This window comes from Lentzea nigeriaca (assembly GCF_016907955.1).
In the GTDB taxonomy this organism is placed as follows: Bacteria; Actinomycetota; Actinomycetes; order Mycobacteriales; family Pseudonocardiaceae; genus Lentzea; species Lentzea nigeriaca.
The window spans coordinates 406885-419689 of record NZ_JAFBCX010000006.1 but is presented as its reverse complement, the minus strand read 5'-3'; the positions used below and the strand labels follow the sequence as shown (position 1 = coordinate 419689).

Sequence of the window (12805 nt, the reverse complement as noted above, 5' to 3'; positions counted from 1 at the left end):
GGGCTACGGCCGATATACGTACGAGTTGAGCTGCTGCACCGCCTGAGAGGCGTTGCCCAGGTGATAGAGATCAACCGACAGGTAGTTCGGCTTCTTGCGGGCGGCGGGCTGGCAGAACTGCCGGGCCCGGTTCGCGAGCTTGCTGTTGTCCGTCGTCGCCGTGCCGCTGATCGGAACGTCGCGGAAGTGGTTCATGACGAACAATGGCTGGAACGTGCCCGTGGCCGTGAGCGGTTTTTCATCCCATCGGCTGTAACAGGACCAGTCCGAGGAGCCCAGGCCGGACCCCATCGACCAGTAGTTCTCGACCGTCCAGTCCTTCTGGTACAGCACGCCGGAGTCCTCCCGGCCGTCCTCGCCGTGGTCGGTGAAGATGACCAGCCGCTTGTTCGAGCTCAGGAGCCGACTGCGCGTCGGCCACCCGTTCTCGCGCACTCCTTCCGCGCGGTAGAGGACATCGTTCAGCCCCTGCACCCGGCGGAGTTCGCCGCGCAGCACGTCGGCCGACACGTAGTCCTCCAGGAACACCGTGACGATCTCGCTCCGATTGTTCCGAAGAAAATCCACAATTCGCTGGAGGTCGACGTTGAGCGCCACCGGCTTGCTCACGAGCGTGCAGCTGTTGTGACACAGGATCGCGCCGTCGGGCGTCTGGTGGATGTCCAGCATGAACCCCCGCACGCCGTCGCCGAGTTGCTGCACGATGCCGCGCGTCTGGTTCTTCGCGAGGTTGACGAACGGCGGCGCGAACCCGCCGTCCACCCCGTTCGCGTACGCGTTGTGGGCGGTCAGGAACGTCATCTGGTCGAGCCGCGGATCTGTCGGCATCGGCTCGGTCCGGCTGGTGACGGGTGTCAGGTACCAGCGGGTCTCACCGTTCAGGCCGAAGAATTCCCATTGATCACCGAACTGCCTCGGCTCGTGAACCGTATCCCCTTGTGAACACGAACCCATGGTGAGCTGACGGGTGATGCACTGACCCGGCGAGTCGGTGTTCTCGAACCTCCCGTCGCTCAGTCGCCATTGCTGGTGGTCCTCGTTGCCCTTCGGGCGGTGCAGGGCCAGTCCGGTGCCGCTCTGGGCGACGTTGAGGCCGGTCCGGACACCGGTGATGTAGTACGTGCCCGACGGAGCCGCGTGCGCGGTGGTCGGCACCAGGGGAAGCAGCAGCAGTGCTGCGATGGCAGGGAGGTATCGCACGGCGACCAGAGTCACCCACACGAGTGAGACATGAAACGCCCTCAAGCGTTTGGACGTTTAACACTGTGGGTATCCCACGCAATGTCAGGTCCTCTTCACCAGTAGTACAACTCCACGGCAGCCGTCGCCCAGCCGAAGGGTTAGGGCCGGTTCTGGGCGCCGCCTTCACAAGCCGCGCAGGGTTCGACTCCCTCGGTTGCCATCGTTCGCTCGTCGACCCGCGGCGAGAGGTACGGGCGTCGTGGCCGACGGGCCGCGACGCCTTTCTCATGCGAAGACAGCGCCGGTTTCGCCGACTGGGGGCATGAACCGCCACTGGCTGGGACCCAAACCGCTCCGCTTCCGCTCGGCGTGCACTCTCGCCGGCGGTGGTCAGAAGGGCGGATCGTCGCCCGCCGCGAAGTCGGCCTCCTCCAGGCCCGCAAGCTCCAGGCGCGGATCGCCTGGGCGTCTCGCCAGGGCACGCAGCCGGTCGCCCGCGTACTTCAGGGCCTCGCGCAGCTGGTCCGTGGACGCGTCGGCCCGGCGATCGACGCCCATCAGGCCGTTCAGCTCCCGGTTCACCGAGCCCGGATGGCGGCTGGTCTCCCTGGCGAGCACTAGCGCCGCCTTGTCGAGCGAGCTGCGCAGCGACTGCTTGTTCTGGATCATCATCGGCCTCCAATGGAACTCTCGGTGACCTCACGATGACAGACAGGTCTGACAATTTCGGAAGCCCAGCTCAGGACCTGTTTCAGGGCTTCTCGGATCGCGGCTCGTGATCATCGACGACCAGACCCCGCACCGGATGTTCGAACTCGCCCGAACAGACCCGCCTCTACATCACGGGCAACGCCATCGGCGTCCTCGCCCTCGGGGGCAAGCCGAGCACCTGGCTCTTCCGGGTCGTGAGCACCGTCAACGCCACCCAGGCGGCAGGCATCGCCACCTCGCTCATCACGGCGATCGCCACCAAATCCGTCCGGGACGGAAGAAGCCCGCCCGGCAGCACGCCGAGCGGGCCTGGAAGAGCTGAATCAGATGGCGCGGACGGCCTGCGCCTGTGGTCCCTTCTGGCCCTGGCCGATCTCGAACTCCACGCGCTGCTTCTCCTCCAGCGACTTGAAGCCGGTGCCCTCGATCTGCGAGTAGTGCACGAAGACGTCCGGACCACCGCCGTCCTGCGCGATGAATCCGAAGCCCTTCTCGCCGTTGAACCACTTGACAGTGCCCTGCGCCATACCAATTGCTCCCTAGAGTTGATCCCCCCGCCGAGCGGGGTGCGCGGGCAGTCTGCCAGCGGATTGTCTCTCTCACATCGTGGTTAGCCCGGTGGTGTGAAGAAGTAAGTTGAACCGGGTACCACCGAGAGGAGCAGGGATGACGAACTGGCTGGACGTCGCGCACGACGTTGCGGCGACGCTCAGGTCCGACGCGGCGGACAGGGATCGGGCCAACCAGCCACCCGCCAAAGAGGTCGAACTGCTCCGCCAGAGCGGGCTGCTGAACGTCGAGGACTGGACCCTCCAGCAGAAGATCGGCCGGATCATCGGCGCCGCCGACGCGAACGTCGGACACCTCCTCGGGTACCACTACCTGCAGATCTGGCGCAGCGGCCTGTTCGACGTCTCCTTCGGCAGGGAGAAGGACCAGTTCTGGGCGGGCGTCAGCAACCCGCTCGACGCCGCCCTCGAACTGACGCCCACCGACACCGGCTTCCTCCTCAACGGCCGCAAGACGTTCGCGACCGGGGCCTCCGTGGCCGACCGGATCGTCGTCAGCGCCACCCGCACGGACAACGGCGAGAAGCTCACGTTCCTGCTCGACGGCAAGGCTCCCGGAATCACCTACCTGGACGACTGGGACAACATCGGCCAGCGGCTCACCGCGTCCGGTGGTGTCAGCTTCGAGAACGTCGAAGTCACGGAGATCCTCGGCGTGCAGCCCGCGAACGAGGACCCGCGGATCAGTCTCGCCGCGATCGGCTTCCAGCTCGTCCTCGCCCAGCTCTACGTGGCCATCTCGGAAGGCGCTCTGGCCGAAGCCGCCGACTACACCCGCACGAAGACCCGCCCGTGGTTCGTCAGCGGGGTCGACCAGGCCACCGACGACCCGTACATCGTCGCCGCGTACGGCGAGATGGTGTCCCAGACGAGGGCGGCGGGCCTGCTCGCGGACGAGGCCGCGAGGCAGCTCCACGAGGCCTCCGAGCTCGGCCGCCACCTGACGCCTGCGAAGCGCGGCGAGGTCGCCGTCACGATCTCCGAGGCCAAGGTCGTCAGCACCAAGCTCGTCAACGAGGTCACCAGCCGGATCTTCGAGCAGGTCGGCGCGCGCGGAACGGCCGCCAAGTACGGCGTGGACCGCTTCTGGCGCAACGCCCGCACGCTCACGCTGCACGACCCGGTGATCTACAAGGCCCGCGAGGTCGGCGAGCACTTCCTCACCGGTGCCCGCCCCGCCCACACCGGGTACAGCTGATGCGGCCGGTGCTCGCCGACTCGGTCAAGCTCACCGGCGACGGCGTGCTGATCCTCGACCGCCGCGAGTTCCCCTTCGAACGCAACTGGGTGCTCTGCCGAACCGTCGAGGACGTCGCGCGAGCCATCGAGGACATGGTCACCCAGTCCTCCGGCCCGTACTTCGCGGTCCTCTACGGCATGGTGCTCAAGGCCAGGACCCTGGAGGACAAGCCCTTCGCCCAGGCCCGCGAGGAGCTCGCCCGGACCGCGCTGCTGCTCGAGAACACCAGGCGCACCAACAACGCCCTGCGCAAGGCCACCAAGATCGTCCTCGACGCCGTCGACGAGGCCCGGGACGTCCGCAACGCCCTGCAGGGCGCGCGCGCCGGCGACGCGGCCTACCGGGCGAAGAGCCAGGCGCTCGGCGAGCACACGGCGAACCTGCTGCCGGACGAGGCCACCGTGCTCACCCACTGCTGGGCCGACCTCTACCTGACCGAAACGGTGAGAGCGGCCCAGCAGCAGGGCAAGCGGCTCCGGTTCTTCTGCACCGAGACCAGGCCCTACCTGCAGGGAGCCCGGCTCACCGCCGAGACGTTGATCGAGATGGGCGTCGACACGACGCTCATCACGGACGGCATGGGCGCGGCCGTGCTGCAATCCGGTGAGGTCGACGCATTGGTCACGGCGGCCGATCGGGTCACCATGGACGGGCACGTCGTCAACAAGGTCGGCACACTGGGGCTGGCGGTGGCCGCGCACGCGTTCGGCGTACCGTTTCATGCCCTGGTGCAGGCACCGGACCGGCAGGCGCCGACGGCACAGGACGTGCCGATCGAGCACCGCGACGGCACCGAGGTGTTGCACGTCCGAGGCAGACCGAGCGCCACGCCACGGGTGAAGGGGCTGTACCCGGCGTTCGACGTGACGCCGCCGCAGTTCGTCACGGACGTCGTGACGGACAGAGGGGTGTTCGGCGCCGGGGAGCTGGACAAGTACTACGAGGGAGAACAGCGGTGAGCAAGTGGGTCGTGCTCGACATCGAGGGCACGCTGAGCGCGACGGACCAGGTGCTGGTCGTCCTGTACGACTACGCCCGGCCGAGGCTCGGGCCCTGGATCGAGCAGCACGGTGACGACCCCGTGGTCGCCGACGCCGTCAAGCAGATCAAGGAACTCGCCGGGCACGACGACGTCGTCAAGGCGCTGCACGACTGGATGGACGCGGACCAGAAGGTCACGCCGCTCAAGACGTTGCAGGGGCTCATCTGGCAGCAGGGCTACGCGCAGGGCGACCTCGTCGCGGAGTTCTTCCCTGACGTCGTCCCCGCGCTGCGCAAATGGCACGACGACGGCGTGAAGCTCGCGATTTTCTCGTCCGGCTCGGTCGCGGGTCAGATCGCGTTCTTCAAGCACACCACCGACGGCGACCTGACCCCGTTGCTGGAGCACCACTTCGACACGGTCAACGCGGGCCCGAAGCGTGAGGCGGAGTCGTACCGCAAGATCGCCGCAGTGCTGCAGAGCGACGACATCACGTTCTACAGCGACGTCCCGGCCGAGCTGCACGCCGCGCAGGAGGCGGGCTGGAAGACGGTCGGCGTCGCGCGCGCCGGTGAGCCGTACGGCAACGCCGACTTCACGCCGCACCCGACCGTGTGGGAACTGTCGTGACCGCAGAGCTCGCCCGCGAGTGCGTCCGGTACGCGCGGATGGGCTGGATGCGCGGCACGTCGGGCAACCTTTCCGTGGTGCTGCAACGGGATCCGCTGCGCCTCGCGGTCACGGTCAGCGGCGTCGACAAGGGCGAGATCACCGCGGCGGACAGCGTGGTGATCGACTCCGAGGGCCTCGCCGTCGACTCCGACAAGATCCCGTCCGCCGAAGCCGGCCTGCACGCGAGGATCGCTCGTGTCGCAGGAGCGGGCGCGGTCGTGCACGTCCACGCGCTGGCACCGGTCGTCGCCGCGGAACACTGGCCGGACGGCGTGGTTCTGAAAGACCTCGAAATGCTCAAGGGTTTCGGCCGCTACGACCACGAAGAGGTCGTGATCCCGGTCGTGCCGAACTCGCAGGACATGGTCGAACTGGGCGACGCCTTCGAGAAGGGCTTCGACCCGAAGGTCCCGGCGTTGCTCGTGGCGCGGCACGGCGTGTACGTGTGGGGCGACGACCTGATGCAGGCCCGGCACCGCCTGGAATGCCTGGAGTGGTTGCTGCGCTTCAAGGTGGAGACGCGAGACATCTTTACGGGGAGGCACTAATGACGCTGCTGACGGTGTGGCCGGACTCCGGCCCGGAGGAGACCCTCGTCCGCACCACCGACCCCGAGGAGATCGCCACCGCGCTCAAGGAGCACGGCGTGCGCTTCCACCGGTGGTCCGTTGTGGACGGTGTGACCGCCGAGAACGCCTTGCGGGTGTACGAGAAGGACGTCGCCCGCGTCAGCGAGACGGAGGGCTACACCTACGTCGACGCGATGGAGATGACTCCTGCGGACACCGACGAATACCGCGCGAAGGCCGTCGAGTTCCGCAACAAGTTCCTCGCCGAGCACACGCACGACGACGACGAGGACCGCTACTTCGCCCGTGGCGCAGGGGTTTTCTACCTGCACATCGGCGACAAGGTGTACGCGGTGTTCTGCGAGGCGGGCGACCTGCTGAGCGTGCCGGCGAACACGACGCACTGGTTCGACATGGGCACGACGCCGGACTACGTGTCGATCCGCTTCTTCCACGACGACGACGGCTGGATCGGCAACTTCACCGGCAGCGACATCGCCACGAGGTTCCCGACGTTCGACGAACTTCGTTCAGGCATGTGAGGTGTCGGGGCGACCGCCCAGGTTGATCACCGCCAGCACGTGCAGCACCAGGCAGAGCGGCACGCCGAAGGTCGGGATCAGGCTCATCGGCAGTTGCCCCAGCATGTCGGTGTCGATGCTCGTGGCGAGTACGCCGATCGGCGTGTGTGAATGCAGGGTGCCCAGGGTGACCGCGATGAGCAGATCCGCGATGCCCAGCGCGGTCCAGGCCAGGTACGCCCGCCGGTGCTGCAGCAGCGCGGCGGCCACGACCGGCGCGGTCATGCCGATGAACACGTCGCCGATTCCGGCGGGCAACGCGAACCCGGCGGGCAACAGGCGTTGACCGGCCAGCACGATGAAGACGAAGCCGGCGATCCGCCACATCTGCAACTGGGTCAGCAACCGCAGGTCGAGCGAACGCACCCGGGCGCGGAACCGCGGCGACCAGATGCCGAGTCCCACGGCCAGCAGGGGCGGTCCACCCGCGGCGATGCCCAGCGCGATCGGCGGCGTCCCGTCCGGGGCGAACAGCCCGGCCGCCCCCGCGACCGACGCCGCCGCGAGCCAGGCGGCGATGCCCCAGACAGGTGCACTACGGGATGTCGGCATCGGCGAGATCAACTGAACAGCCATGTCAACCCCTGAGAAGTAGTCACTTTAGATTTGCAAGTGACTGTAGCCAGGGTTACTTGTAGAATGCAAGTGACAAGGGAGGTGGGGATGGCACCGCGTTCGGACTGCGCGATTGCGGCAACCCTGAACGTGCTCGGAGACCGCTGGTCGTTGCTGATCGTGCGCGACCTGATGTTCAGGGGCACGTTGCGCTACGGCGATCTTGCCGCGTCCGCGGAGGGCATCCCGACCAACACGCTCGCCGACCGGCTGCGCAAGCTCGAAGACGCAGGGATCCTCGACAAGCAGGCCTACACCGATCGTCCGCTGCGCTACGAGTACACACTCACCGATCGTGGCCGTGCGCTCGGCCCGGTGCTGGACGCGATCGCCACCTGGGGCGTCACCTACATTCCGGGAACGCGGCGTCTCGGGCCCTAGAGTGAGCCGCATGAGCTCACAGGTGGCGGTGGCATCGCTCGGCGGCACGATCACGATGACCGGCTCCGGAGCGGTGTCGCCGACGCTCGGCGCGCAAGACCTGGTGCAGGGCCTCGAAGTCGGCGAGATCGCCACCCTGGCCACGATTCCCGGCGCCTCGCTCACCTTCACGACGTTGCTGGACGCCTTCGACTGGGCCGATAAGCAGGTCGCCCAGGGCGCTGCAGGCGTCGTGATCATCCAGGGCACCGACACCCTCGAAGAGACCGCGTACTTCTTCGACTGCCTGTGGCCGCACGAGGAACCGATCGTCGTCACCGGAGCGATGCGGCATCCCGGACTGCCCGGCGCGGACGGCCCGGCCAACCTCGCCGCCGCGGTCGCCGTCGCGGGCGCGCACAACTCGCGCGGCCGCGGCGCCCTGCTGGTGATCAACGACGAGATCCACGCCGCCCGCTGGGTGCGCAAGGCCCACAGCAGCCTCCCGAGCGCGTTCGAGTCGTTCCCCGGCCCGTTCGGTCTCCAGGTCGAGGGCAGCCCGCAGTACTTCCACCCCGCGCACCGGCAGCCGGCGCTGCCGCGGCCCCGCGACGTGCCAACGGTTCCGCTCATCGAGGCCACGCTCGACGACGACGGCGCGCTCCTCGACTGGCTCAACGTGGGCGGAGTCGTCGTCGCGGCAACGGGCGCCGGACACGTCTCGGAGGGCATGGCCGAAGCGATCTCGCGCGCCCGGTTCCCGGTCGTGGTGGCGACGCGAACCGGCGCGGGCACGACGTTCCGCAACACCTACGGCTTCACCGGATCCGAGTCGGACCTGATCAAGCGCGGTGCCGTCATGGCGGGCTGGCTCTGTCCCCGCAAGGCGCGCGTGCTGCTGCGGCTCGCCCTCGGCGCGGCGCGCCCTGTCGAGGATGTTTTCGCGGATCGCGGAAGCGTTTTCTGATTTCGGCAGGCAGCCGCGCTTCCCAACTGCACGGTTGGCAGCAGTCGGGGTGATCAGCAAACGTTTGCGTCAGCATTTCTCTACCGCCAACTCGGCAGCGACGTGCGTGAGAGCGCGACCATCCGCGCTTTCGGTGACGAGCACCAGACCGCCCAGCCCCCCTGCCAGACTCGACGGAGCACAACCAAGCCGCGACGCTCTACTAGCCGCGGCGAGCAGTCGTCGCCATGGGCGGCACCGGCCACGTCCGCAGCGCCATCTCGCCGACCGCCATCAGCGTCTCGGTGTTCACCCCGTCGCGCGCCTGCTGTGACATGCCCTGGATGACCGCGACCACGTAGGTCGCGAGCCCGCGCGCGTCGGTGTCCGCGGGCAGCTCGCCGGAGCTGATCGCGTCGGCGATGCGCGCCTGCAGCAGGTCGCGGTTCGCGTTGCGCCGGTCGGCGAGTTCGATGCTCACCTCGGCGTTGCCGGGGGAGTTGTTGGCGGCTGCGGCGATCACCAGGCAACCGGGCGGGTGGCTGCCCTCCGCGTAGTGCTCGGCCGCGCCCATGATCAGCCGGTGCACCAGTCCCGTCGCGGTGGTCTCCTCGGCGAACGCGTCCGCCATGAACCTGCCGTAGGTCGCGTTGTAGCGGTTGACCACCTCGGTGAACAGGGTGCGCTTGTCGCCGAACGCGGCGTACAGGCTCGGTGGGTTGATCTTCATTGCCGCTGTCAGCTGGGAGATCGACGTGCCCGAGTAGCCGTGCTCCCAGAAGACGAGTGTGGCCGCTTCCAGTGCCGCGTCGCGGTCGAACGTCCTCGGGCCGGACCTGGCCATGAGCAGACCCTCCTCAACTTTTGTGAGCCCGATCTCACCGGACCGGCTTGACACAGGGGCTCACCTCGCTCGACTATCTGTAGCGATCGCTACAGATTGGAGGATACACGGTGTCCGAGGGGAAAGTCGCTGTCGTCACCGGAGGCAGCCGGGGGATCGGTGCGGCGATCGCGCTGAAGCTCGCCGCCGACGGTGCGACTGTCGCCGTGCACTACGGGCGCGACGCGGCGGCTGCGGAGGAGATCGTCAAGAAGATCGAGCACGCCGGGGGCAACGCGTTCGCGATCCAGGCCGACCTGGCCGACACCGGCGGGCCGGCGGCGCTGTGGGCGGCGTTCGACGAGAAGTCCCGTGAGCGCGGGATGGACGGCAGGTTCGACATCCTGGTCAACAACGCGGGCGTCACCGTGCGCGGTGTGATCGAGGAGACCGATCCGGCCGAGTTCGACCGCCAGCTCGTGATCAACGTGCGCTCGCCGTTCTTCGTCACGCAGCTGGGGCTGGCGCGGCAGAACGACGGTGGCCGCATCATCAACATCTCGTCTGGTGCCACGCGCATCGCGCTGACCGACATCATCGGCTACAGCGCGAGCAAGGGCGCGATCGACGCGTTCACGCTGACGCTGGCGAAGCATCTCGGCCCGCGGAAAATCACCGTCAACGCGGTGGCCCCAGGTATCATCGACACCGACCTGAACGCGGCGTGGCTGAGGGGCGACGACGCCGCGCAGCAGTACGCGGCGGGGTTGTCCGCGCTGGGCCGGGTCGGTCAGCCGTCGGATGTCGCCGAGGTGGTCGGCTTCCTGGCGAGCGATGCGTCTGGCTGGGTTACGGGCCAGGTCATCGACGCCACCGGCGGCAGCGCGCTGTGACAACCTGAGTCTGACCCGGGGGGATTGCTGTGCGTGGGATGGACACTGCGGAAAGCGCTTTACCGCAGGCGACCCTGCCTGGCGCGGTCGCCGTTGATCACCTCGCGAGCACGGTCTCCGATCTGGAGGCCGCCGTCGCATTCCTGACCGCCGAGCTCGGCGGTCAGGAGTGCTACCGCGAGGGCCCGATCGCCGATGCCACCGGCGATTGGATGGCTCGCAAGCTCGGCGTACCGGCCGAGGCGAGCGCGCGGATCGTCATGATCCGTCTGGGGAAACGTCTCAACTTCGAGGTGTTCGAGTACACCTGTCCCGGCGCCAGCCGCACCGCTGGGCAACCGGGCACGCCGGGGTCGTCGTGCCTGCTGCTCGCCGTCGCGGACCTGCCGGTCTTCGCCGCGCGGATGCGCCTGGCCGGACTGGTCGTCGAGGGCGACGAACGCCGGCTCCTCCGTTGCCGCACCGAGTTCGGGCTGACCTTCGAGGTCGTCGAGGACAGGGCGGTCGCCCCGCGGTTGCCGGTCGACGTCGTCGGCATGAGGTACACCGTCGCAGACCTGCCCGCGGCACAGAGGTTTCTGACATCCGTGATCGGCATGGGGGCCGTTCGCGGCAACGTCCACCGTCTCGGCAACGGCCCGCTCGTCGAGCTGGCACCGGCAACGCTGCCGGGAGTTCCGCCGGGCAACCACGACGTCGGTGGGCACCACCTCGCGTTCGCTGTCACCGATGTGGACCGCGCCGCGGAGTTCCTGGCGCACCAGGACGGCGTGCACGTCATGGGCACACCGGAGACGGTGACCACCGGGCCCATCGCGGGCGACCGCTGGGTCTACTTCACCAGTCCGTTCGGCATGCAGATGGAGCTCATATGCATGCCCGACGGCAACCTGCCCTATGAGCGCGCAACGTCCGCGCGCCGGTGGCAGCCGTGCTGAGCTGAGACAGCTTTCCCAGCACTGCCACCACTTCTTCCTTCCACACTTCCTGTGATGGCGCTCGAACGCGCCCGTTCCTGGGGAGCTTTCACACAATGGCATACAAGCACGCCCCTGCAACGCTGTCCCGTCGCAGCGTGCTCGGTGCGGGGCTGGCGGCTGTGCCCGCTCTCGCACTGACACGCACGGCAACCGCGCTGGCGGACCTGGTGTCCCGACAGGACACCGCGGCCGCCGTCATCACCCCCGTCGACCCGCAGTTCGCGAGTCTCGCGAAGGGCACCAACCAGCGGCTGAACGGCAGCCCCGACCGCGTGGTGATCGCGACGTCGACCCAGCAGGTCGTCGCCGCCGTCGCCCACGCGCTGCGCAACGGCCAGCAGATCGCCGTGCGCAGTGGCGGGCACTGTTACGAGGACTTCGTCACCAACGCCGCCGTGCGCACGGTCATCGACGTGTCCTCAATGGACGAGGTCGAGTTCGACGCGCAACGCGGGGCGTTCGCGATCGGCCCCGGTGCGCAGCTCGGGCACGTCTATCGCCAGCTGTTCCGGCGGTGGGGCGTGGTCGTGCCCGCGGGCAACTGCCCGACCGTCGCGGCCGGCGGGCACTTCGCGGGTGGTGGCTACGGAAGTCTGTCCCGCCGCAACGGGTTGAGCGTCGACCACCTGTACGCGGTCGAGGTCGTGCACGTGACCGCGTCCGGCGAGGTGCGTGTCGTGGTCGCGACCCGCGAGGCGAACGACCCGAACCGCGACCTGTGGTTCGCGCACACCGGTGGCGGCGGCGGGAACTTCGGCGTCGTCACGCGCTACTGGTTCCGTTCGCCGGGCTCGGACGGCCGCGACCCGACGAGGGCGCTGCCCTCCCCGCCCAGCTCACTGATCATCAGCGAGGTCGCGTGGCCGTGGGAGCAGATCGACGAGGCCGCGTTCGCCACGCTCATGCGCAACCACGGCACCTGGCACGAGCGCCACAGCGCGCCGAACTCGCCGGAGCGCCACCTCTTCAGCCAGCTCAAGCCGTTCCACCGCAGCAACGGCAGCATCGTGCTCGACACGTCCGTCGACGCGGGCCAGCCGGACGCGGAAGGAATGCTGGCCGCGTACATCCGGGCCGTCGGAGCCGGACTGCCCGCGCCCAAGGTGATGCAGCACCGGACCGTGCCGTGGCTGCAGGCCACCACCTGGGGCGGGTTCACCGGACCGGACTCGACGACCAGGTTCAAGGGCAAGTCGACCTACCTGCGGCGCTCCTACCCCGAGGCCCAGATCAAGGTGATGCACCGGCACCTGACGCGCACCGACTTCGCCAACTCCGGTGCGCTGATGATGATCGCCTCGTACGGCGGCCAGGTCAACGCGGTGTCGTCCACGGCGACAGCGTCCCAGCAGCGCGACTCGATCATCAAGCACCAGGTCGTGTCGCTGTGGAACGACGCCGCCGACGACGCCGCGAACATGGCGTGGGTGCGCGAGTTCTACCGCGACCTCTACGCCGGCACCGGCGGTGTCCCGGTCTCCAACGAGATCACCGACGGATGCTTCGTCAACTACGCGGACGTCGACCTGTCCGACCCCGCGTGGAACAGCTCAGGCGTGCACTGGGGCCGCCTGTACTACAAGGACGCGTTTCCCGCTCTGCGCGCGACGAAGCGCCGGTGGGATCCGCTGAACGTGTTCCGCCATTCGCAGTCCATTCCCCTCTCCTGATCGGAGTCTGCC

16 protein-coding genes are annotated in these 12805 nt (G+C 68.2%); 10 read left to right on the top strand and 6 right to left on the bottom strand.

Annotated features, from left to right (window positions below; genetic code table 11):
- Nucleotides 1–3 precede the first annotated feature (3 nt).
- From JOD27_RS23355 to JOD27_RS23345, 4 genes are all read right to left on the bottom strand, one after another.
- Nucleotides 4–1200: a PI-PLC domain-containing protein gene (locus JOD27_RS23355; RefSeq protein WP_307830288.1), complete on the bottom strand. Its 1197-nt coding sequence runs from the start codon at nt 1198–1200 to the stop codon at nt 4–6.
- Nucleotides 1201–1572: 372 nt separating this feature from the next.
- Complete coding sequence (locus JOD27_RS23350; RefSeq protein WP_204764374.1) at nt 1573–1854, bottom strand: hypothetical protein; 282 nt, start codon at nt 1852–1854, stop codon at nt 1573–1575.
- Between the two features lie 163 nt (nt 1855–2017).
- On the bottom strand, nt 2018–2152 hold the full coding sequence (locus JOD27_RS46130) for a hypothetical protein (protein WP_275591759.1): 135 nt from the start codon (nt 2150–2152) through the stop codon (nt 2018–2020).
- Between the two features lie 64 nt (nt 2153–2216).
- Nucleotides 2217–2420, bottom strand: a complete 204-nt coding sequence (locus JOD27_RS23345; RefSeq protein WP_189253034.1) for a cold-shock protein — start codon at nt 2418–2420, stop codon at nt 2217–2219.
- A 139-nt stretch (nt 2421–2559) separates the two neighbouring features.
- Between JOD27_RS23345 and JOD27_RS23340 the strand changes: the two genes are divergently transcribed.
- From JOD27_RS23340 to JOD27_RS23320, 5 genes are read left to right on the top strand one after another with little or no spacing between them, the layout of a single operon-like run.
- Entirely contained in the window at nt 2560–3660 is a 1101-nt protein-coding gene (locus JOD27_RS23340; protein WP_204764373.1) for an acyl-CoA dehydrogenase family protein, read from the top strand.
- The gene (locus JOD27_RS23335) at nt 3660–4661 is read left to right on the top strand and encodes a s-methyl-5-thioribose-1-phosphate isomerase (protein WP_204764372.1); all 1002 of its coding nucleotides are present in this window, start codon (nt 3660–3662) and stop codon (nt 4659–4661) included. The genes JOD27_RS23340 and JOD27_RS23335 overlap by 1 nt, the downstream gene beginning before the upstream one ends.
- Nucleotides 4658–5314 carry an acireductone synthase gene (mtnC, locus tag JOD27_RS23330; protein WP_204764371.1) on the top strand — a complete coding sequence of 219 codons (657 nt, stop codon included), beginning with the start codon at nt 4658–4660 and terminating at the stop codon, nt 5312–5314. Before JOD27_RS23335 ends, mtnC begins: the two co-directional genes overlap by 4 nt.
- Nucleotides 5311–5904, top strand: a complete 594-nt coding sequence (gene mtnB, locus JOD27_RS23325; RefSeq protein ID WP_307830287.1) for a methylthioribulose 1-phosphate dehydratase — start codon at nt 5311–5313, stop codon at nt 5902–5904. Before mtnC ends, mtnB begins: the two co-directional genes overlap by 4 nt.
- Nucleotides 5904–6467 (top strand): 1,2-dihydroxy-3-keto-5-methylthiopentene dioxygenase, encoded by a 564-nt coding sequence (locus tag JOD27_RS23320; protein ID WP_204764369.1) that lies wholly within the window; start codon nt 5904–5906, stop codon nt 6465–6467. Before mtnB ends, JOD27_RS23320 begins: the two co-directional genes overlap by 1 nt.
- Here the strand turns inward: JOD27_RS23320 and JOD27_RS23315 are convergent.
- Nucleotides 6456–7082 (bottom strand): DUF8737 domain-containing protein, encoded by a 627-nt coding sequence (locus JOD27_RS23315; protein WP_204764368.1) that lies wholly within the window; start codon nt 7080–7082, stop codon nt 6456–6458. The genes JOD27_RS23320 and JOD27_RS23315 overlap by 12 nt on opposite strands.
- 87 nt (nt 7083–7169) lie before the next feature.
- Between JOD27_RS23315 and JOD27_RS23310 the strand changes: the two genes are divergently transcribed.
- A complete protein-coding gene (locus JOD27_RS23310; RefSeq protein WP_204764367.1) occupies nt 7170–7502 on the top strand; it encodes a winged helix-turn-helix transcriptional regulator in 333 nt (110 codons plus the stop codon).
- 10 nt (nt 7503–7512) lie between these two features.
- Nucleotides 7513–8448 carry an asparaginase gene (locus tag JOD27_RS23305; protein ID WP_204764366.1) on the top strand — a complete coding sequence of 312 codons (936 nt, stop codon included), beginning with the start codon at nt 7513–7515 and terminating at the stop codon, nt 8446–8448.
- A 202-nt stretch (nt 8449–8650) separates the two neighbouring features.
- Here the strand turns inward: JOD27_RS23305 and JOD27_RS23300 are convergent, their stop codons facing one another.
- Complete coding sequence (locus tag JOD27_RS23300; protein ID WP_204764365.1) at nt 8651–9271, bottom strand: TetR/AcrR family transcriptional regulator; 621 nt, start codon at nt 9269–9271, stop codon at nt 8651–8653.
- Between the two features lie 110 nt (nt 9272–9381).
- On the opposite strand from JOD27_RS23300, the gene JOD27_RS23295 reads away from it, so the two are divergent.
- The 3 genes from JOD27_RS23295 (at nt 9382) to JOD27_RS23285 (ending at nt 12793) form a co-directional block, all read left to right on the top strand.
- Complete coding sequence (locus JOD27_RS23295) at nt 9382–10143, top strand: SDR family oxidoreductase (protein ID WP_307830286.1); 762 nt, start codon at nt 9382–9384, stop codon at nt 10141–10143.
- Nucleotides 10144–10181: 38 nt separating this feature from the next.
- The gene (locus JOD27_RS23290; RefSeq protein WP_204764364.1) at nt 10182–11081 is read left to right on the top strand and encodes a VOC family protein; all 900 of its coding nucleotides are present in this window, start codon (nt 10182–10184) and stop codon (nt 11079–11081) included.
- A 95-nt stretch (nt 11082–11176) separates the two neighbouring features.
- The gene (locus JOD27_RS23285) at nt 11177–12793 is read left to right on the top strand and encodes an FAD-binding oxidoreductase (RefSeq protein ID WP_204764363.1); all 1617 of its coding nucleotides are present in this window, start codon (nt 11177–11179) and stop codon (nt 12791–12793) included.
- Nucleotides 12794–12805 lie beyond the last annotated feature (12 nt).